Genomic DNA, 22,421 nt, shown 5'->3' on the forward strand with positions numbered 1-22,421 from the left:
AAAATATAATTAAATCGGATTTATAAAAAAATAAAAAATTTAATCATGTAATGCATTATATAAAACAGGCAAGAAAGCCCCTACGTCTGTCACAATTCCCACAACTTGAGCGCTTCCCCTATCTGCAAGCTTTGTTACTGTAGATGGATTAATATCTACACAAATACTCTTAACTCTTGAAGGGAGCAAGTTACCAGTTGCAATTGAATGGAGCATTGTTGAAATCATAATGACCATATCAACCTCTTGAGCATAATGACGCATAAGCTTCTGACTCTCTGCAGTGTCTGTAATAACATCTGGAAGTGGTCCGTCATCACGAATTGACCCTGCAAGAACAAATGGAACATCATTTTTAATGCATTCATACATTATTCCACTCTTTAAGGTTCCATCCTCTACAGCTGCCTTGATTGAGCCTGACTTATTGATCCTGTTGATTGCCCTCATATGGTGAGTGTGACCGTGAGCTACTACCTCTCCGGTTTCTATCTTTACACCAAGGGAAGTTCCAAACTGATCGCATTCAATATCGTGGGTAGCCAATGCATTTCCAGCAAAGATAACATCAATAATGCCTTCCTTAATTAGCTTTGCAACGATTGGTGCAGATCCAGTATGGACAATAGCTGGACCTCCTACAAGAGCTATCTTTCCGCCATTAGCCTTGACATTCTTTATTTCAGTTGCAACATCGTTTATGATGCTCATCATTGGCTTTTCAGAGGATACATCACTGTTCATAAACTCAAATACCCCTTGCTTTCCTCTTGACCTTTGAGGAGGTGTAATCTTTACCCCTTCTCTTCCAACTACAATTAGGTCTCCTTTCTTAAGGTCTGCAATTGGCTTGCAGGATGCTGTCTCATTCTCTTCATCAATGACAATCAGACAATCCATTTCGATTTTATCCACTAAAATCCATTTGCCTTTGTAATAAATATGAGTAACATGATGGCTTGTTGAATAAAAGCCTTCAGGAGCTACTTTATCCTTTGGAGAAGGGACTAAATTAACCTCTTCGATTTCAGATATAGAAACTCCAATAAAATTAAGTTCATCAAGTATAGAATTTAAAATATCGGGAGATTCAGCTGAAACCATAATCTTAGCTTTACTAGTGTCAGATTTACGCTTTCCTATATCAAATTCCAGTATATCAAAGTCTCCACCATTATCCATGATAATGTCCATGGTTTTAGGAAGAGTTAAAGAATCAATGATATGACCGGACAGTTCTATTTCTCTTTTATACATTGAAAATCTCCTTATTTTTAATACAAAAATTAAATTGCTTAAATAATTGATAAATACTAAAATTAATTTATATTCAATTAGAAATAAGCCCAATAAAAAGAATTGAGTTCTATATTTAAGCAATTTTTTAATATATTCTTTTATTCACTATAATATATTATAATATAACTATTAGTTAAAGTGATATTTATAGTATTTGAAAATTTTACTAGATTAATTATAAAAAAGAAGAAAAAAATAAAAATAATTAAAAAATTCTATAAAAATAAACTAAAAAAAAGAAGAATAAAATAAAAATATTAAAAAATTCTATAAAAAATAAAAAAAGAAGAAAAATAAAGGGTTTATCTGATTATTGCTGCTGGCTGCTATTGTATTCAAGCAGTCTTCCAACATGACGGGTTTCAAAGAACATATCCTTTTTAGCCATGACTATAAGAATTGCAACCACTGTTATCACTATTGTCTCCAGGCACTTTGTCTCTGGAGTCAACGCTATTTTCTCCTGCATGAAATTAACGAAGAAATGGAATATCATGCAAGCCAATATTGAACGGTCACTTTCAAGATAGACCCAAGTAATGACAAATCCCATAGGGATTCCGCTGACAAAAAAGTTAATCACATAAAGAGGATTTACCATAAGTCCTGCCTGATAGGTTCCTGAAATAAAGATTAAAGGAAAATGCCAGAAAGACCATAGCACTCCAAAAATCATGGATTCCCAAAACCAGTTCATATAGTTACCGATTGAATCCTCACAGTATCCTTTCCATCCCACTTCCTCAATTATAGAAGCAAGTGTAATTGTGATAAATGCTCCAGCAATTCCAACACCTGTAAAGGAAAAGCTTTCAGTAAAGGAAAACTGGTCAATTGGCTGTCCAAAAAGAAGTGAAAGCAAAATGGAACAGACTATTACAATCGCAAATACAATCACAGCCCAAATCACATTCAGCCATTTTACCTTATAAAAGCCGATCATTTTATTCTTAAAGTCCTTCTTAAGCAAGTCTGAGCCTGACAGCATAATGAAAACTGTAGACACAATAGCCGGAGCCAAAAGACCTATAAACATGAGTAATGGACTGATGCTTTCTGGTAAAAATATTGCCGGAATCCAGAATATCCAGGTAAAAACATAGGCCAGAGCAAAAAAGAGAACCGGTTTATAATGGTATTTTTCAGTGCTGTTCACTGGGCCCCCTCCATCTCACTCTTGTCAATTAGATCATAAATGAAGCTCATAGTTCCGTTCTCTGCTCCAAGAAGCTTTTCAGTCATGTCTATAAATACTGAAATATCTCGCTCGCTAAATGTGCCCTCATTAAAGGTACCATCGCTGATGATAAGGAGCATCTTAACACGTTCAGGGATATTGTCGCATTCAAAGATCCCTTCATCCACTCCCTCTTGTATAACTTCGGATAAAAGTGGAGTAAGAACATCAATCAATTGCTTTCGGACCTTATGGTGCATCAACACATTCTCCGGCTGGAAAAGAGTGTCCTTTATAGGCTGTTCTACTTCGGTAGGTTTCATTGATGCAATTATCCCCACTATTTTTTGAGGTACAGAAATATCCATTCCGATAATCTGCTTTGCAGTTTCGATCTCACTATCAATCATCATATCTATGACTTCTTCGAGCATCTGCTCTTTGCTTTGGAAATGGTAGTAGTATGTGCCTTTGGCTATCTGTGCCTTTTCTATGATTTCGTCAACGCTGGTATTCTCGTATCCCCTTGTAAGAAACATATCATAAGCTATCTTTAATAGCTCTTGTTTCCTTTTTTCACCTTTTTTCATAGTTGCCTCCAAAAAAGGCCATCAATCGGTTTTTATATTATGATTAGCCCAATATTCTTCTAAATAATTTTTCGACTATTGGTCGGTTTTTGTTTTTTAATAATAATTTAAACATCATCATATATAAATATATCCCTTGAGATTTACTATGGCATATAGGACTAGCAATAATAATGATATCATAAAAGGAGTGATGGATTTGTGAAAATAAAAATAGTAAAAAATATGATAAAAAAAATAAAATAAGACCCATTTTATGGGCAATTATAAATAAATAATAAAAGTAGTTTTAGAATAAAAATAAAATTACAAAAATAAAAAAAATAAAAGCAGTAGAATAAAAATGAAATTATATAAATAAAAAAAGTAGTTTTAGAATAAAAAAAGAATTTGACTCAAGCAAAGAGAGTCAAAAAGTCATAAATAACTTTAGCTGCAAGGACTCCACTAATATCTCCCAATCTGTCGCTTGCAAGCTCTACCAAGTCAAATCCAATAATATCTATCTCTTCATTAAAGCTTAGTGCTTCAAAGATAGCTTGAACATCAGCTAAAAACAGACCATTAGGAGTTGGATTTCCAACAGATGGAGCAACTGAAGGGTCAAATACATCCATATCAATTGAAATGTAGACTTTACCTTCGATTGAATCCAATTTAGACAATAAGTCTTCAAATGTGGAAACGTCTTCGTTTAGATGAATATTCTGATTCTTAATGTCCTTTGCATAAAAACTGATTATATTTTCCTTATCCTCTACAAAATCCCTTTCTTCCTCAGAGAATGATCTTATTCCTATTTGAATCAGTTCCTTAGGCTCCAAATCATAGATTCTTTTCATAATGGTGGCATGTGAATACTTTTCACCGATATATTCATCAATGATGTCTCTATGAGCATCCAAATGAATGACAGTGATGTCATTTAAATTGTTTTTATCTTCTAAAGCAGATAATGCATTAACTGAACCTAAAGTGACACTATGCTCTCCCCCTATAATGATAGGCTTGATGTTTGCTTCAATCAAGTCATTTACAGAATCTTCCAGGATTTCACAAGTCCTTTTGCAGTTTCCATGAACAACATTCAAGTCACCGCAGTCATAAAATTCGCCATCTAAAAGCTTATCGAATTCGCTGTTGTATTGTTCAAGGCCAAAAGAGGCTTCTCTTATGATTGTAGGAGCATAACGGGACCCATGGTGATAAGAACAGGTGCTGTCAAAAGGAACTCCGATTATTCCCCATTTTTTTGACTTTGAAAAATCAGAAGAACCATTTAAATTATCTTCTGAGTTAATTAAATCATAATAATCAACAGATTCATGTGAAAAAGCAAATTTGCCCGGTTCATAAGTATTGAAAAGCATATAAATCACTAATTTTAATTTTAAATGAATAACTAATAACGAATAATAACTAAATATTAAATCAATAACTAAATAATTAAATAACTTATAACTAAATAAGCAAAATAACTAAACAAATAAAGAAATTAATCCTAAAAAAAGATTATAAATAATTAATTATTTGATTAATTATCAAAATAACCTTTAAATCTTTAAAAAACAATTAATCAAGTAATTAATTAAAAAATAAAAAAATAAAAAAAGTTTATGATTTGATTTTAGATTTGATTTGATTTGAAAAAAGATTGAAATAGGATTTTTACTAAAATCCATAAAAAAGGTAAAAGAACTAAAGGATTATACTTTTTTAGTTCTCATGATTTTCATATTGCCTAAAGCAATGATATATTCTACACCTAAGTCAGTACCTACAGCGCCTCTGATTTCATCTTCGAATTCAGCAGGTATAGGTAATTCAAAGGTTTCATAGCTTTCTAAGTCCATGATTTGAACTTGATCGCCCATAACAGCTAAAATTTGACCGACTCTCTTATCAAGAATAGGTACTTCAACTTTAGTGTCTACAGGTTTTACTAAACTTCTTTTTTGACCATCAAAAATACCGACAGCTTCTAATCTTGCTTTTGCAGCTCCGTGTTTACCCGGAGATGAAGTAGTTAAGCTAGTTACTTTAGAAGCTTCACCATCTAAAACAATATATTTTCCGACTTTTACGGTTTTAAGTTCTACAACTTTTGTTGACATTTAAATAACCTCACAATAAAATTAATAATAAAAAATATCGATAATTAGATAAGTTATTAAGAAATAATTAAATTATCTAAAAATTTATTAAAATTAATAAAATTTTTTAATTATCTTAAATTCATAAAATATGAGATAATATAATCTAATATAGATTAATATTATATTAATTTAATTTTATATATAAACTTATCTTAAAAAAGAAGATTTTTGAAAAGAATTTGGAAAAAAATCATCAAATAAATTACGAATAAATAAAAATATTTAATAAATTAATATATTAAAAAAAATAAATAATAAATTAATATAACTTATAAATTAAAAACTAATAAATAAGAAATAAATTCCATTAGTAGAATAAAAGAAATAATAAATTTAAACATTTAAAAAGAACTAATGAGAATTAATAAAAAGTTAAAAAATAAAAATGTGGTAAAATGAGAATTGCTATTGTTTCCGGAAATGCAGAAGGCCCTACAGAATTAAATGCTTTTGATAATGCTTTATATGAAGCAAAAATAGGTGATGTAAACCTAATTAAAGTATCAAGCATGTTAGAAGCTAATACAAAAATAGAAAAATTGCCTAAATTAAAAGCAGGGTCTATGGTGAATTGTGTCTTATCAAGCATAGTTTCATCTAATCCTGGCGAAAACTTAACTGCATGTGTGGCAGTAGCAATCGGAGATGAATTAGGGTGCGCTGTTGAAGTTGATGGAATTGACAAAGATCCAGAAGACTTAAAGGATGAGGCAACCAAGATGGTCAAATATATGATGGATAAAAGAAATGTAAAAATCAATGAGCTGATTGTTGAAGAGGCTCATCACACAGTTAAAAACATTGGATCTGCAATTGCAGCAGTCATTTACATTACAGACGACATCTTAGAAGAATAAAAGTTCAAAAAAGAGAAGAAAATAATTTTTATTATAAAAAATATAAAAAATTTCAATAACAAACTCAAAAAACCAATATTTGAGAATAAACTCTAAAAAAACAAATATTTAAAAAAAAACTCAAAAAACCAATATTTGAGAATAAACTCTAAAAAAACAAATATTTAAAAAAAAAACTCAAAAAACCAATATTTGTGAATAAACTCTAAAAAAACAAATATTTAAAAAAAACTATAAAAAAGTCCCATTTATTAAACTAACGAAAATAAGGAGGTAAAAGATGAATCAAGACGATATACAAATTTGTAAAGAGATAGCAACTACAGTTTTCAAAAATGTAGAGAATCTCCTTGATGGCCAAGTAGGAAACCCAAAAGCAGGAGAATTTGTTAAGATAGGCGCAGACGGAACCCCTACTTCACATATCGACATCATAGCAGAAGATGAAGTAATCAAACTTCTAAAAGACGCTGATTTTGAATCTTACCTTATCAGCGAAGAAATCGGAGAACTACGACTTGGGAAAGGGAAACAACAATCTGTAAGCCTCTCTGAAGAATTGCTTAACAACACTCCGGAAAATAAAAAAGAAGAAGAAGAAATACCTCGCTATATTTTCTTAATCGATCCCCTTGACGGAACAAGCAATGCTGTTAAAAACATCCCAGCATACGGAATGTCCATTGCAGTTGCAAATGTTCCAATCGGAAGGGAAGCAACCCTTGAGGACGTCCAACTTGGATTCGTAAAAAACTACTCAAACGGTAACTTCTATGAAGCAGTCAAAGGAAATGGAGCAAAGGAAAACGGTCAACCATTGACTCCAAGCAAAGAAACCGATATAACCAAAATCACCTTAGGAGGATTCACAAAAAGCAAAACCCTCTCTGTTTCCAAACTAGTGGACACTGCAAGAAGGATGAGAGTACTCGGTTCTGTAGTATTGGAATTGGCATATATTGCAAACGGAAAATATGATGCATTCCTTGACTTAAGGGGAAGTAGAATCATCGATATTGCAGCATCCAAACTTATTGTAGAGGAAGCAGGAGCAATCGTCACAAATAAATACGGAGAAAAGCTAAACAACAGACTAAGCATCTATGAAAAGGCAGTTGTAGTAAGCGCTGGAAATGAAGATCTCCACAAACAAATCATTAAAATCATAAACAACGATGAATTGGATAAGGTAACAAGCGTTGCTATAGTCAGCAGAGTGGATGAGTATAAATCAGTCTTATTCTCACTTAAAATCTTTGAAACATTGATTGAAAAGAATATTGAAACCGTCCTTGAGACCTCCCTTGCTGAAAAGCTTGAGGAAATAAAGGAAGACCCAGAGCTTCACAAGATCATTGCAAAAACAATGAACGAGACCCCTGAAATCGCAATGCATATTGAAAGCCTGAATTTCAACTATGAGTTTATGGATTATGCCAAGCAATTGAATGAACTTAGAACAGACATTGCAATCATTCTAGGAGGAGACGGAACACTCCTTAGAACCCAAAACCAATTGACAAAGGAAATCCCTATCTTTGGAATCAATATGGGCACTGTAGGTTTCCTTACCGAAATTGAAGTGGAAAACACCTTCAAGGCCCTTGATGCAATCCTAGATGGAGAATGGTCTAAGGAGAAAAGGACACAGCTTATCATATCCCACGAAAACGAGTCTTTCCGTGCATTAAACGAAGTCGTTATAATGACTGCAAGACCTGCAAAGATGCTCCATTATGAAGTTTCAGTGGACGGGGAAGTTGTAGAGGAGCTAAGAGCAGACGGACTTATCATTTCAACCCCAAGTGGTTCAACTGCATATTCAATGTCTGCCGGAGGCCCAATTGTTGACCCTAAAGTGGGAGCATTCATCATTATTCCAATCTGCCCATACAAGCTTGGAGTAAGACCATTTGTAGTGTCCGATACAAGTGAGATTAGAATCAAGCTTTTAAGACAGGGCAAAAAGGCAATCTTTGTAATGGATGGACAGATTCAAAAAGAAGTAAACTATTTAGAGGAGCTTGTAATCAAAAAGTCTGAAAAAGACGTTTACTTTATGAGAATCAATAAGAAGTACTTCTATAAGAAGGTTAAGGATAAATTAAATGAAGGCGGACTTGAATCCATTAATAGAGTTCTATAATTAACTTTTATAAAAAATAAAAGTTAATAAAAACTCTGTTTTAAAAATAAAATTTTATAATTAGTTTATTTTGTAAATAAACTAATTAACTTTATTTTTTTAAATTTTTAAAAAATAATAAAAACTTAACTTTTTTTATTAAAGAAAATTATCCGATTTAAGTAAAAACAATCTTTTAAACAAAATCCCGATTAAAAGAAAATATTTTTATTAAAACGATTATTAAGAGCAAGAGTGAAAAAATGAATGTATTTTTAGTTGATTTAACCCATGGAGGAGTAAAAATATCCTCTGAACTTTCAAAATCCAAAAGATTTGAAAAGGTATTTGCATACGACTTATACAGCACATTAAAAGAGGAAGACGAGCATCTTTTAAAAACCTATGATGTGACCATATTAAAGGATTTCGACTCATTTAAAGAGGAATTAAAAGAAAACAGCAAAGAACTTTTAAAATCAGAAAAGGAAAAAGAAAATAATTCTAAAGACTTAATAATCAACCCAATTCACTCTTCATTAAACATTAAAGACTTATTAAATCAAATCACTGAAGAAATTAATCCAAACAATGATTTAACCCATCTCTACGAAATAATTAACCACCACCAAGCTACAAAACTTGTTCTAGAAAACTGGAAAGAAGAAACTAAAAAACATGACATAAAAACTATCGAAATAACAGGAGTAAAAGGAAAGACAAGTACAGCTTTCCTTCTAAAAGAGATATTTTTAGAAAATAATCAAAACACACTTCTACTATCCAGTTTAGGAGCATATCTATTTAGAAAAAACCAAGATAAAGAAATGGAACTTATTTTACAAAAGAATATCAGCATAACCCCTGCAAACATAATAAACACAATACAGCTTGCAAAAAAGATAGCAAACCCAAAATGCAGTTATTTCCCAAAATGCGCTGCAAACAAAAACAAGCAAGAGGAAAATGAACTGTTTGAAGAATATAACAATAACCCATACCACAATCTAAACTATGATATTGCTATTTTTGAAAACTCATTAGGAGTATGTGGCCTTGGAGATATTGGAATACTTACAAATCTTGTTGAGAATTATCCAATAGCTAAAGGATCATCCAATGCAATGGAAGCTAAAAGACAGGTATTCGATTGCTCATTAGTAATCATAGAATATGAAACTCTAAATGAATTCTACAAAGGGGAATCAGAGGAATATAAGGATAAAATCAATAGCTTTTCATTAAATAACAATAAGGCAAATGTATTTTGTAAAAATATAGATTTTGATATAGACAATACTCAAATAAAAATCACATATCAAGATTTCAAAACAAGAAATAAGAATACAATAAATGGAGAATTCACTCTTAATTGCTTCGCACCAGGACCGCATCATGTTTTAAATATCCTAACAGCTGTTTCAACTGCATTGGCATTGGAAATAGATGAAAAAACCATTATAGCTGGAATATCTAAATTCAACGGCATCGATGGAAGAACACAGGTTAAAACAGTTGAAAATTCAATAATAATAGAGGAAATAAACCCGGGAATTAATACAAAAGCCATAGAAAGCTCAATAAATATGATAAAAGATATAGATAATTATTATATCATTATCGGAGGAAAATATGGAGTTACCTGCGAAGAAATAGATGAGGAAAAACTATCCAATTATTTGAACAATTACCTTACAGATAACCCAAATACAAAGCTAATACTAACTGATGAAGTTGGTAAAAGTCTAAAAGAGAAATTAGATTTATTGAATGATAAAGATGAATACGAAATAATGTTTATTGAGAATTATGAAGAAGCTAGAGATCTTGCCATAAATGAAAATAAAAATATATTATTTATTTATAGATCCAATTATTCACAAGTTTCTAAACGTTGAATGAATAAATAAATTTCTATTCTGCAAGAAAAAACTAAATAAATATTAATCAATCAAATAATTATATTAAGAATAATTTACAAAATTATTATGATAAAGATTTGATAAAAAATAACTTTTATTAATTAAAATTTAGTTAATAATTGAAAAAAGAATTATTACACAAAATTAAGTTTAAAGCCAAATCTTAATGAAAAAACAATTCTTATTCAAAATTAAGTTCATAAATTCACAAATTTTTATATAAAAAGCTAATAGGCCTGATTAGATGATTGTTGGAACTAGAGGAAGTAAATTAGCACTTGTACAAACAGATTACATAAGACAATGTTTATACAATATCACCGGAGAAGAAGTGGAAAAGAATATTATAAAGACAAAAGGGGATAAGATTACAAACTCCCAATTATATAATATGGATTCCAAAGGACTTTTTACAAGAGAACTGGACAATGCTCTTCTAGATGAAGAAGTAGACTTTGCAGTTCACAGTCTAAAGGATGTTCCTACCGAATTGAATGAAGATTTGGAGATTGTAGCAGTCCCTATAAGAGAAAGCCCTAACGAAGTGCTTATTTCTAACTACAGCTGGAGCGAGCTTGAAGAAGGCTCCACCCTTGGTACAAGCAGCCTTAGAAGAGAAGCATTCTGCAAACACCATAATAAGGACTTTGAACTTAAGCCGATCAGAGGAAATGTTGAAACCAGAATAGAAAAGGTCATGGATGGGCAAGTGGATGCAACAATCATGGCAGAAGCCGGTTTAAATAGATTAGGACTTCAAAAATACATAAAGGCCAAGTTTCCAACCGATTATATCATGCCTGCAGCAGGTCAAGGCGCCTTAGCGGTAATGACCCGAAAAGACTCAGAGCACAAGGAAACAATCAGAAAGCTAAATCACTATTTTTCCCATCAGGAAGTCTTAGCTGAAAAGACCATCCTAGAAGAGATTGGAGTAGGATGTCAATGGCCTATTGGAGCAATATCTGGAATTAAAAACAACCAATTGGAACTAAAATCCATCCTTCTTGATAAGAATGGAGAGATCCTTTACCAAAAAACCCTTAGCGGAAGCATTAGAGAGGCTAAGGAGATGGGTGTTCAAATAGGTAAGGAAATGATTGAGTTTATCTAAAACTTAATCACTTTTTAATTTTAAATAATGTATTTGTTTAAAATGTATTACTAAAATGATAAAAAGATGCAAAATGATAATATCAAAATAACAAATAATGCATAAATAAAAAAATTATTCTAATTCTGCAGTCTAAATGATAATATCATTTCATGAAAAAATTAAAATTTTCATGTAAATTTTTTTAAATCAAAAAATCTATTTTTAATAAAAAGACTTTAAAAGAGACTTATCTTAATTTAATTAACTAAAATAAAAAAATAATAATTAAAATAACTTTATTTATTTAAAAAACCACACAAATTGGGATTAAATTTATAAACTTAAAAAAAGTTTTAAAAAAAAATTCTATTTTTAATAATCTTTATAAATTATAAGTCACAAAAATATACTTGAATAATTGGAGGAATATCTTTGAGAACTATAAATGTTGGAGTTATAGGTGTAGGAGCAATGGGATATAACCATGCTCGAGTATATTCAAAATTGGAAAATGCCAATCTGGTAGCGGTGGCTGATGTAGTAAAGCCGACCCTTGATAAGGTATGCAAAAAGTACAATACAAAAGGATACTCTGAAATTGAAGACTTATTGAAAAACCCTGAAATTGAAGCTGTAAGCGTATGTGTGCCTACAACTTTCCACCACGAAGTTGTTATGCAAGCAATAAAATACGGAAAGCACGTTTTAGTTGAAAAGCCAATTGCTTTTACAGCTGAAGAAGCTCAGGAAATGATTGATGCAGCAAAGGAAGCTGGAGTAAAGCTTGCAACAGGACACGTAGAAAGATTCAATCCTGCTGTGCAGAAAGCTAAGGAACTGATTAAAAATGAAGTAATTGGTGACTTGGTAGCAATCTCAGCTAAAAGGGTAGGTCCTTTCCCACCAAGAATAAAGGATGTAGGAGTTGCAATTGACCTTGCAATTCACGACTTGGATGTTATGAACTTCCTAATTGAAGAGCCTGTAAAACAGGTCTATGCTACAATGAGCAGCAGATTGGATCAATCTGACTTTGAAGACCATGCAGAAATCATGGTAAGCTTTGAAGAGGACATTACAGGAATCCTTGAAGTAAACTGGTTAACTCCATATAAACGAAGACAAATCGAGATTACCGGAACTGATGGAATAATCACAGTAGATTATATCGACCAAAGCATTGAAGTCTATGGTAAATTTGCTCAAGACATTCAAATAAAGCCGGTAGAACCTTTAAGCGAAGAGCTAAATTCATTCCTAACTAAGATTGGAAATGATGAAACTCCAGAGATTACTGGTGAAGATGGTCTTAAAGCACTTAAGATGGTGCTTGCAGCTAATAAATCATCTAAAGAACACAGCCCAATCAATTTTAGATAAAACAGCTTAAAATAAAAAAAATAATAAAATAAAGCAAAAAAACAATATTATTTAATTTAAAACTTTACAACTTACTACACTCAAAATTCAACTAAAGATAAACCTTAAATTTAAAAAAGAAAGATAAATCTAAATTCAAGATAAATTATTCATAAGTGAGGAATAAAAATGAATCAAGAACTCATTAACAGAGCTCAAGAACTTAGAAACCACGGATTTACCACTGGTGAAATAGCTGATGAGCTTAATGTATCAATGGATACTGCAAGATGGTTGACTTTACAGAAAACAGAAGAGCCTGTGGAAACAGAAGCTCCTGTAGACATTGCAATTAACTGGAACAGCTTAGGAGGAAGCGCAACCAGACTCAGATATGTTTCAGCTGCCTTAAGTGACATTGCATTAAAGCATGGTGACATTGACCTTGTTGTAGGAATCGCAACCAGCGGAATTCCATTTGCAACAATCATGGCAGATGTAATTGAAGAATTAACCGGAACAACTACCTGCGTATCTATTTTCCACCCTAAAAAACACAGAACCAATCCAACCAACAGCGACGAAGGAGCAATAAGCAGCAATTTCGGAACTGTGGAAGGAAAAAGAATAGTTGTTGTGGATGATGTAACCACCAGCGGTGACACAATAAAAGATGTAATCAAAGTGGTTAAGGATCATGGCGGAAATCCTATCGTAGTTACTGTTTTGATTGACAAATCCGGACTTGAAGAAGTGGACGGAGTCCCAATCGAATCATTAATCAAAGTAAGTCAATTAAGGTAAACTTAATTGTTTACTTTCTTTTTTTTATTAAAAACTAATTTAGTTTTATACTTTACGAATAAATAATATTTTCCTAAAAAACTGATTTTCCTAAAAAGAAATTTTCCCTAAAGCTAATTTTTCCTAAAGCTAATTTTTCCTAAAAAGCTAATTGAATTTATATCCAATGAAAACAAACCATCTTTTTTTAAAAAAAAAAAAATAATTAAACTGATTTTAGGAATTATTTATTCCCAAAATCATCCCAGAAATGGGTTTGAAAAACGCTATTTTTACTTAGTTCTTCCAACTTTAAAAACAATTTCCAAGGCATTGACAGATTCATATAATCATCTGGAATCAACCTTCTCATATGAGCCCTTGCTGCAAAGTCTAGAGGGCTTAATACAGGGATAGGATTATCAGAGTCTTCTTGTTCAAAAGTAAATGCGCCAATAGCCTGACATGCAGAAGCTTGAGGGGTCATTATGTGAGCACTTTCAGCCCTAAATGAACCATTCAACTGTAGGATAGCAGACAGTTCCATAGTATTTGCTGTAAAGATAACTGAATCTGGAGTTTCCCCCTCTTCAAGAAGCTCAATTGGCTTAAAAACAACATATTCTCCCTCATCATACAAAGGCCTATTCTGTATGTTTTCATATGCAGTGTCAAAGTCTGAAAATATCCTCTCTCCTTTTTTAAACATCTCTTGAGTAGGCTTTGGCAAATAGCTCAATCTTTCAAGAAAAGCATCCTTATCCTTTGCAGAATCAAGGCCAAGAGATAGAAAAGTAGCTTGAAATTCCTTGTCCTTATCTGTCTTAAATCCAGTTCCCCATCCAAATCCTGCTGATACCCCTCCGCAGGTGATGTTTTCACGGCCGAAGGCAGTGACCTTTCGCTTTGCAATGGACTGTGCAACAAAAGACATAACACAGCCTCCTCTTCCAGGCTTAGGGGCCAAAGCATCTTCTGGCTTTTCATCAGTTTTAATTAGTACAATAGGGTCAAATTGACCATTTAACTCTTTTACAATATTAAATTCCATTTTAAACAACCCTTAATTTTAAAATACCCATAAAAAACATGTTAAAAATACTTTTTATAACAAGCAATTTTTAAAGCTATAATATACAATATAAAAGTAGAAATATAAAGATTTTACTAAAAAAGACCGTTTAATTAAATGTTAATCTAATTAAGTACTATAATCAAATTCTGATTAAAACCTTTTGATAGATAAAATAATTATTTCAAAATACCAAAATCACATTTAAAAAATTTAAAAATATATAATTTATCATTTCAAAAAAAAAAATGAACCTCCTTTAAAAAATTTAAAAAGATATAATTTATCATTTTAAAACTAAACTATAAACCAGCATTTAATAATTTTTTTAAACAAAATAATAAATCTTTAAAAAATTATTAAAAATTTTTGAAAAAAATTGAGAAAAATAAACAAAAAAATGACCAAAAAACTTATAAATAAAGAAAACTAACATTTATAAAAGGGTGATATATATGATTGAAAATAACATTTGTTTATTAACAGACAGCTATAAGCTCACCCACCACTATCTACACCCAAAGGGTACAGAGAAAATCTACTCCTATCTTGAGAGCAGAACAGGTGCTGAGTTTAACAAGACTATTTTTTACGGACTGCAATACATCCTTAAAAAATACCTAGAAGGCAATGTAGTTAGCGAAGAGAAAGTATTGGAAGCAGAAAGAATCGTAGACGCTCACATTGCTCCAGGCATTTTCAATACAGATGATTGGATGTATATAGCTCAGGAATTAGATGGAAAGCTCCCAGTTAAAATCAAGGCAGTTGCTGAAGGTTCCCCAGTAAACGTAGGCAATGTATTGATGACAGTTGAAAATACAGACAAGCGTGCTTATTGGCTGCCAAACTATCTTGAATCACTGCTTCTTCAGGTATGGTATCCATCAACCATTGCAACACTCTCTGCTGAGGTTAAAAAGCTATGCAATTTCTATCTGGATGTTACAGGCTCCTCAAAGGACAATCTTAACTTTATGTTGCATGACTTTGGCTACCGTGGTGCAAGCTCAACAGAATCATCAAGATTAGCAGGATCTGCACACCTATTAAGCTTTTCAGGCACAGACACCGTTCCATCCCTTGCAATCCCAGTTAACTATTACAATACAAATGAGATCCAAGGATTTTCAGTTCAGGCAACAGAACATAGCGTAATGACAGCAATGGGTCCAGAGGGCGAAATGGAACAGGCCATCAATGTTGTAAGAAACGCCCATGATGGCATTCTATCAATTGTAATAGACAGCTACAACTATAAGAACTTCCTTGAAAACGCCTGTATCAAAGGACACAAGCTAAACGAAGAAATCAACGAATTCCTAAAGAGAACTGAAGGAAACAAGATTGTATTCAGACCAGACAGTGGAGAGCCAATCTCAACAACAATAGACTGTCTTGAGATAATTGAAAGAGGATTCGGTACCCACAATACAGACAAAGGATACAAGATCTTCAATGAAAACATAGGCCTTCTCTGGGGTGACGGTTTAGACTATCAAAAGATAAGAGACATCCTATTTGGAATAAAAGCTCAAGGATGGGCAGCTGAAAACCTCATATTCGGTATGGGTGGCGGATTGCACACAGCAGTAAACAGAGACACTCAAAGAAATGCATTCAAGTGTTCTGCCCAGCTTAGAGATGGTGAATGGATAGACATATTCAAAAAGCCATTGGACACAAGCAAAAAGTCCAAAAAAGGAAGATTCAAGTTAATAAGAAACGATAAGTTTGAATACAGCACTGTTCCAATAGAAACTGAAGGCAAAGATCAATTAAGAACCGTATTCAAAGATGGTGAACTATTGATTGATGATAGCTTTGAAGAAATTAAAAAGAGAACAGAAACTTATAATATGTTTCCTATTAAATAAATATCAATCTTAGAATCTTTAAAATAAATTTTTAAAATAATAAATTCTTTAAGAATTTATTAACTTTTTATATTTTTCTATTTTTAAATTCAACCCATTTTATTGAAATTATAATTTTTTCATAATTATAACTATTTTTTAAGAAAAAATAATATCATAATTACTATTTAAAAAAAAAAAATAAGTAAAATTAAAAACTATTTTTTAATTATTAGACCTAATCAAGCGTTTTACATGCCAATCAGCCCAAAACATAGTTATAGTATTTACAACCAACTCTCCAAGAATAATTCCCCACCAGGCTCCATACTCCCCATAGCCTAAAACCACAGCTAGAATTATAGCAAAACCAAGTGTAAATACAGTTTCCCTCAATATAGTCTGAAACATTGCAGTAATTCCATTGCCAGTTCCCTGGAAGAGAAATGTTGATGTGACACCATATCCCATTGTAGGAAAATAGATAACAATCACAGATAAAAATGCAATAAGCTGTGAGCTTAATCTCATGCTAGTGCCAGTATAGGCAAATATTGAAACAATCTGAGGAGCAAATACATAGACAACTATCGCTGCAATAAAGCCAAATAGAACCGCAATCTTCATTGAATACCTATGGGCAAGTAAAATGTCCTCATATCTTCTAGCCCCATAATTGGCAGCTACCACTGAAATCAAAGCAGTTCCTACAGCAAGCATAGGAGTTGTTGCAATTGTAACAACCCTCCATCCTGTAGAATAAACTGCAACAGCATCTGTTGATGCGACAACAGTTAAAAGAAGGGAAAAAAGTGCTGCAAAGAGGGCATTGTTAACAAGCTCCAAGCTTGCTGGAAAACCTACCTTTAAGATGTCTACTGTTATATCCTTATCAAACCTATAATTGCTTAAAAAAGGCCTTAAATAAGTGTCCTTTTTAATGTAAAACCAATAAAACAAGAGAAGGTTTACAAACAAAAGGGAAATGAGAGTTGCAATAGCTGCTCCCTTAACTCCTAAGCCCAAATAATAAATAAATATAGGATCTAGAATCATATTTAAGATAGAGGCAAATAGCATTGCATACATAGTTCTATTTCCATCTCCCTCACCTCTAAGGACCCCGTATAATGAATTGGATAGAATAACCAATATAGAGCCTGAAACTAGAATGACTCCATAATCCATTGCATAATCTATAGTATTTGATGCCCCCATTGAAAGAAGAATATCCCTTAGGAATATAAGGAAAAGAAGAGTAGTAAATATTGATACAATAACGGTTATTACTATTGCATGAACTGCACCATTGTCTGACTTTTTCTTATCCCCCTCTCCAATGTATTTGGATATTGCAGAGGTTGCTCCTGCTCCCAAACCATTCCCAATTCCCATTAGGGCAATGAATATTGGACTTACAAAGCCAACACCAGCCAATGCATCGGCACCAAGAGAGGACACCCAAACGGCATCTATGACACTATAGAGGCTTGTGATAAATAGTGAAATTATTAATGGAATTGATAATTTCCATATGGCTTTCTTAGGGTCTCCTAAGATTGATTCAACTCCTTCAAATCTAGTTTTGGACTCTTCCATTATAATTCCACCATAAAAATAAGTTTTTCAAATAAATCATTTATTTTAAAATCGTTTATAATCTTCTTTTCAAACAATAAATTACTATTAATTAATCTTATACTTATTTTATAATTAGATAAATATATACATTATTGTTAAAAAATATACATTTGTTTCAATAATGCAAAACATAAAACTTAAAAAGCAAAAAGAAAAGACTATTAAATAAGTTTAAATAGCAAATAATAAGAAATAAGTGATAGCATGGAAGAAAACAATTACATCGTCTTCAAAAAACAATACGGCAACATTAAACGCCCTAGGACCAAGGAAGTCTCAATAAATCAAAACGGAGTCAAAATTTACGAAAAGGACCAATCAATGATTATAAACATAGTTCTTCCAATAGAAGACTCAATGAAAGTATACCAATTCTTTGAAGAATTCAACTTAGGTGAAGACATACAATTTAATATCAGCAATACTGGAGACTTTGAATGCGTATTCCGAGGAATTTCTTCAGTCATTGATAAAGACAGTTACTCTTCATTCTCAATTACAGTCCAAGAGAAATATCAAAGGCCAGATCAGCTCCAAGTGGAAGCAGACTGCAATCAAGTTGATGAATATGGCAATCCAATTCAGCAATGCATAGGCTGTGGGCTTCACAGAGACGAAATATGAAAAAATTAAAAAAATTGACTTCACTTAAACAAATTTTTTTAAAAATCAAAATTTAAAAAAACCACCAAATAACCATACTTACCAAACAAATAATAAATCAAATCTCTCTATAAAAAATACTTATTTTAAACTAATTTAAACTTTTTTAATCAACTTTAAACCATTTTTACAATTTAACTATTTTTCCACCAAAAAAACCATTTACAGCATCAAGTCAATTTTGACATGATCCAAAAGTAAAAAAATGGCAAATTTTAACACATTCAAGTAAAAATTGACCTAAATCTGTAAAATTCCATTCAAAATCCACATCACTTTTTACACTTTCAAGTCAAAATTGATGTGAAGCTGTTAAAAACACCCCCAAAATTATCAAAAATTTTACAAGGTCACATCAATATTGTTACAAGAATAGTAAATTGTTTTGATATGAAAACAATTTTGATTTAAATGCGTAAAATTGTTACAATATCGTAACAATTTTCTAAAAAGAATGTAAAATTGATTTAAGAGTGTTAAATTGATGTAAAACAAAAAAGAAAGATTTATAAGTCATTAAATCGAAAATAAAACATGGTGATTCCATGATTGACGAAATTTATGACTACTACGAAAAACGTCTAAGCACTTCCAATTCTATCCTCAAGATGAGAGGAATTGACGAAGAAATAAATAAACTTCCCTTAGGGATTAATTTAGATATTGCAAACATCTTAAGCACAATCGACATATATGACTACGATGAAAAGAAAGCAGCCAAAAAGATCAAGGAAGCTTATGTTGAAGTCTTCAAGGAAGGAATATATTTGGGAATTGGCTTTGGCAAGATCTTAAAGTTCAACTATGCAAAGTCACATCCTGAAAACTATGTGGAATGTCTCGAAGAGGATTATCAACATTTTACCTTCTATGACTTTAAGATAGAGGTTCTAAAGAAGATCATTCCTCCGATAAAGGTTAAGAAATTTACCCAAGAGAGGCATCCTAAAGAGATAAACTACAGAAACGAAAGCTTTGAAGACATCCGCTCATACACCTGCATAAATGTCGAGACCCAATGGGAAGACAAATTTGACTTTGAAGTGAATCCTGATGCAAAGGAAATGGAAGATTATATCCGCCAAAGGGAGGTGAAATCATATGAGGATAATGAGGAATTAAAGAAATGTGTTGATGACTTGAAGATGGGAATTCAAAATATCCTATTCCAGAAGTTCTTTGAAGCATTGGAGGTGGATTTGGAAAAGGCAGAGAATGGCTGTGAAAACAATCTGCGCTTTGATGAGGAGACTGCAAAGGACGTCTTCATTTCCCCTGTATTCTCCAATCTGGAAGGAGAGTTTAAAATCAGAGAGCTTGTCAATAAATATCTTATTCATGTATTCAATGAAGGAAAGATCATCGGCCTTTTAAATGGCATAAAGATAGTTCTAGAGGACATTCAAAATGACAGGCTAGACTATGAAGAGATGAATTCAATGAGCTCTAGAGAAAGCTTTCTATACATTAAGGAGGGTTTATAGAAAAAGAAACTGATAAAAGAATTTTTAAATAAATTGACAAAATCCTAAAGCAAAACAAAGGATTAAAATGGAAAAATAAATAGCAAAATCCTAAAGCAACAAAAGATTAAAATGGAAAATTCAAAGTATAACGAACATTTGAAAAGCGCTACAAAGATTTAAAAACTGCAACGAACATTTGAAAAGCCAAAAGGAGACTAAAATGATAAATGAAATTGTAAACGGCTATAAAAACCAGCAAAAGGTCTATTTAAGTTCCATAATAAAAACACTGAACTTAGATATTCCAGACGTTTTAAGTGTCTATCCAAAATCAAACCACGATTTAGATAAGATATTTAAAGAAATCAAGCTAATAGACAAGGACGAAAACATCCTGGAACCTCTAGAGGAATTCTACATAGACACCTTAAAAAGAGGAATATTAAGTTCCATACCTCTTGGAAAGAGCTTCATGGTAAAGCTCCATAGGGATGATGAGGAACATTTTAACGAAGTTTTAAGGATGAACAGCGGATTGTTCTTAAATTACGTTCCTAAAATCAGTTCCCTTGAAGATTTGGAAAAATGCACTCCAAAATATGGGGAAAGAGATTACTATAAAATGAAGGAAGAAGAACAAGTCATTGTCATAGTTGAAGGAATACTACGATCCTTTTGTGAATTCACAACTGATAACAACCTAATGGTTGACTACCATTTTGAGGAATTGTTTGATGTTTTGGATATTGATCTAAAGTTGGCTAAAAAAAGATGCAATAAGAGAATCAAATTAGGTAATAAATCCAAAATAGGAATCATCTCTGCAATCTACAAGAACAAGAACGGCAAATTCAGAGTGACTGACTTGGTCAAGGAGCACTGCCAAACAATCTTTGAAGAGGGTATGAGACTTGGAATAAGAAATGGGATAAAAATAGTCATGGATGATGTTCATTCAAAAAGAATTGATCCTGATGACTTTAGCACCATGGAATTAAATGAACTTTCAGCCTATTTCTATAAGGAAATAAATGAAGAATTAGAACAGCTCGCTAGGAACTGTTAAAGTTTAAATAAGCTCAACATTAGAATTTTTTAGCTTTAACTACCTAATAAGCTTTATTCCACAGTTTACACAGAATACATCACCAGGTTTTATTTTATGACCACAGTTAAAACATTTATAATCATCTACCAATACATTGCCACAATTTGTACAAAAGACATCCCCTGGATCGATTAGAGCCCCACATCTATCACATCTAGACTTATCATCCATTCTAGAACCGCAATTAGAACAGAAGACTGCATCGGAATCCTCATAGTATCCGCAATTAGTGCAAAATACCTTTGGCCTATCCTCAATCTCATTATCTTTATCATTATACTGAGAACCAGCATATCTCTTTGTATAAATAAGGGCATTAGACCTATCATTCTTTATAATAGGTGCAAAGCAATCGTCCTTTAGATTATTTATCTCAGCAATCAGACTTTCCATATTCATAAGCCTATCATCACTTAAGGGATGTGTGGAAAAATAGTTAAACTTATTATAGTTTCCCCTAAGGAACTGGCAGAATGAAGGAATATTGCCAATATCATAATCTGCCCATTTAAGTATCATCATAGCTAATCTATCAGCCTCAAACTCCTGATTAAGACTAAATGGCTTAAATAAAAGAACATTATTATATTCTTTATCCTTAACAATAATATAATCCCTTGGATGATTAAGCAATGCATGAGCCATCTCATGAGCCAATATATATGCAATCCTTTCCTCATTATCGGCAATTGACAATATGCCAGAGTAAACCAATACCTTGCCACCAGGCATGCAGAATGCATTTTCAAATGAGCTGTTTAATAAATGAAAATCCCAATCAAAATAACTGTTAATATAATCAATTCTAGCTATCTTTAAAAGATAGTTTTCAAGAGACTCTATCAAATTAAGAAGGATGTTTGAAACTAAACGACCTTGTGAGCTATTATCCAATGAAGTGCACTGGCTAATGCTGTAGTAGTACTGAGTATTATACTCTTCTAGGTAGTTTTTATCTAAGGCCTTATCAAAATCATCATCCTTTTGCTTAAAAGGATTTATGTTTTTATTGGAATCTAAATCGTTTTTCGAATCATTTTCTTGTTTAGAATTATTGGATTTATTTTTAAAACCCATTTCTTGATTATAATTGCTAATTCTATTATTAAAATCCTTATTTTGATTAGAATTATTGGTCTTATGGTTTAAATCCTTCTCTTGATTAGAATCACTAATCCCCTGCTTTAAATCATTATTCTGATTAGAATTGTCTTTTTGCATTTTTACCCCCTTAAAAATAAAAATCTATAA

Annotated in this window: 18 protein-coding genes; 10 read left to right on the forward strand and 8 right to left on the reverse strand. The window is 32.0% G+C overall.

Annotation, left to right across the window (positions count from 1 at the left end; translation table 11 throughout):
- Positions 1-39 precede the first annotated feature (39 nt).
- The 5 genes from MRU_RS08690 to MRU_RS08710 all read right to left on the reverse strand — a co-directional run bounded on the left by MRU_RS08690 (position 40) and on the right by MRU_RS08710 (position 5,180).
- Positions 40-1,257, reverse strand: coding sequence for an ornithine cyclodeaminase (locus MRU_RS08690; protein ID WP_012956535.1), 1,218 nt, complete (start codon positions 1,255-1,257; stop codon positions 40-42).
- Between the two features lie 352 nt (positions 1,258-1,609).
- On the reverse strand, positions 1,610-2,455 hold the full coding sequence (locus MRU_RS08695) for a CPBP family intramembrane glutamic endopeptidase (protein WP_048812491.1): 846 nt from the start codon (positions 2,453-2,455) through the stop codon (positions 1,610-1,612).
- Positions 2,452-3,066, reverse strand: coding sequence for a TetR/AcrR family transcriptional regulator (locus tag MRU_RS08700; protein WP_012956537.1), 615 nt, complete (start codon positions 3,064-3,066; stop codon positions 2,452-2,454). The genes MRU_RS08695 and MRU_RS08700 overlap by 4 nt, the downstream gene beginning before the upstream one ends.
- A 395-nt stretch (positions 3,067-3,461) precedes the next feature.
- Positions 3,462-4,436: an agmatinase gene (gene speB, locus MRU_RS08705; protein ID WP_012956539.1), complete on the reverse strand. Its 975-nt coding sequence runs from the start codon at positions 4,434-4,436 to the stop codon at positions 3,462-3,464.
- A 336-nt stretch (positions 4,437-4,772) separates the two neighbouring features.
- Positions 4,773-5,180 carry a translation initiation factor IF-5A gene (locus MRU_RS08710; RefSeq protein ID WP_012956540.1) on the reverse strand — a complete coding sequence of 136 codons (408 nt, stop codon included), beginning with the start codon at positions 5,178-5,180 and terminating at the stop codon, positions 4,773-4,775.
- Positions 5,181-5,617: 437 nt separating this feature from the next.
- Here MRU_RS08710 and MRU_RS08715 point away from each other — a divergent pair, with 437 nt between their 5' ends.
- The 6 genes from MRU_RS08715 to MRU_RS08740 all read left to right on the forward strand — a co-directional run bounded on the left by MRU_RS08715 (position 5,618) and on the right by MRU_RS08740 (position 13,385).
- Positions 5,618-6,079, forward strand: a complete 462-nt coding sequence (locus MRU_RS08715) for a pyruvoyl-dependent arginine decarboxylase (protein ID WP_012956541.1) — start codon at positions 5,618-5,620, stop codon at positions 6,077-6,079.
- Between the two features lie 280 nt (positions 6,080-6,359).
- A complete protein-coding gene (locus tag MRU_RS08720; protein ID WP_012956542.1) occupies positions 6,360-8,225 on the forward strand; it encodes a bifunctional NADP phosphatase/NAD kinase in 1,866 nt (621 codons plus the stop codon).
- 242 nt (positions 8,226-8,467) lie between these two features.
- Positions 8,468-10,102, forward strand: coding sequence for a coenzyme F430 synthase (cfbE, locus tag MRU_RS08725; RefSeq protein ID WP_012956543.1), 1,635 nt, complete (start codon positions 8,468-8,470; stop codon positions 10,100-10,102).
- Positions 10,103-10,370: 268 nt separating this feature from the next.
- Positions 10,371-11,240, forward strand: a complete 870-nt coding sequence (gene hemC, locus MRU_RS08730; RefSeq protein WP_012956544.1) for a hydroxymethylbilane synthase — start codon at positions 10,371-10,373, stop codon at positions 11,238-11,240.
- A 414-nt stretch (positions 11,241-11,654) separates the two neighbouring features.
- Positions 11,655-12,602, forward strand: coding sequence for a Gfo/Idh/MocA family protein (locus tag MRU_RS08735; protein ID WP_012956545.1), 948 nt, complete (start codon positions 11,655-11,657; stop codon positions 12,600-12,602).
- A gap of 168 nt (positions 12,603-12,770) precedes the next feature.
- Positions 12,771-13,385 carry an orotate phosphoribosyltransferase-like protein gene (locus MRU_RS08740; RefSeq protein ID WP_012956546.1) on the forward strand — a complete coding sequence of 205 codons (615 nt, stop codon included), beginning with the start codon at positions 12,771-12,773 and terminating at the stop codon, positions 13,383-13,385.
- A 223-nt stretch (positions 13,386-13,608) separates the two neighbouring features.
- Here the strand turns inward: MRU_RS08740 and MRU_RS08745 are convergent, their stop codons facing one another.
- On the reverse strand, positions 13,609-14,415 hold the full coding sequence (locus MRU_RS08745) for a DUF169 domain-containing protein (protein ID WP_012956547.1): 807 nt from the start codon (positions 14,413-14,415) through the stop codon (positions 13,609-13,611).
- A 476-nt stretch (positions 14,416-14,891) separates the two neighbouring features.
- Here MRU_RS08745 and MRU_RS08750 point away from each other — a divergent pair, with 476 nt between their 5' ends.
- Complete coding sequence (locus MRU_RS08750) at positions 14,892-16,313, forward strand: nicotinate phosphoribosyltransferase (protein WP_012956548.1); 1,422 nt, start codon at positions 14,892-14,894, stop codon at positions 16,311-16,313.
- 204 nt (positions 16,314-16,517) lie between these two features.
- On the opposite strand, the gene MRU_RS08755 is transcribed toward MRU_RS08750, so the two are convergent.
- Positions 16,518-17,891, reverse strand: a complete 1,374-nt coding sequence (locus MRU_RS08755) for an MATE family efflux transporter (RefSeq protein ID WP_012956549.1) — start codon at positions 17,889-17,891, stop codon at positions 16,518-16,520.
- Positions 17,892-18,137: 246 nt separating this feature from the next.
- Here MRU_RS08755 and MRU_RS08760 point away from each other — a divergent pair, with 246 nt between their 5' ends.
- From MRU_RS08760 to MRU_RS08770, 3 genes are all read left to right on the forward strand, one after another.
- On the forward strand, positions 18,138-18,557 hold the full coding sequence (locus MRU_RS08760; protein WP_012956550.1) for a hypothetical protein: 420 nt from the start codon (positions 18,138-18,140) through the stop codon (positions 18,555-18,557).
- 584 nt (positions 18,558-19,141) lie between these two features.
- Positions 19,142-20,080, forward strand: coding sequence for a hypothetical protein (locus tag MRU_RS08765; RefSeq protein WP_012956551.1), 939 nt, complete (start codon positions 19,142-19,144; stop codon positions 20,078-20,080).
- Between the two features lie 202 nt (positions 20,081-20,282).
- The gene (locus MRU_RS08770; protein ID WP_012956552.1) at positions 20,283-21,128 is read left to right on the forward strand and encodes a hypothetical protein; all 846 of its coding nucleotides are present in this window, start codon (positions 20,283-20,285) and stop codon (positions 21,126-21,128) included.
- Between the two features lie 39 nt (positions 21,129-21,167).
- On the opposite strand, the gene MRU_RS08775 is transcribed toward MRU_RS08770, so the two are convergent.
- Complete coding sequence (locus tag MRU_RS08775) at positions 21,168-22,391, reverse strand: M48 family metallopeptidase (protein ID WP_012956553.1); 1,224 nt, start codon at positions 22,389-22,391, stop codon at positions 21,168-21,170.
- Positions 22,392-22,421 lie beyond the last annotated feature (30 nt).

The sequence above is a fragment of the Methanobrevibacter ruminantium M1 genome, assembly GCF_000024185.1.
Taxonomy (GTDB): Archaea; Methanobacteriota; Methanobacteria; order Methanobacteriales; family Methanobacteriaceae; genus Methanobrevibacter; species Methanobrevibacter ruminantium.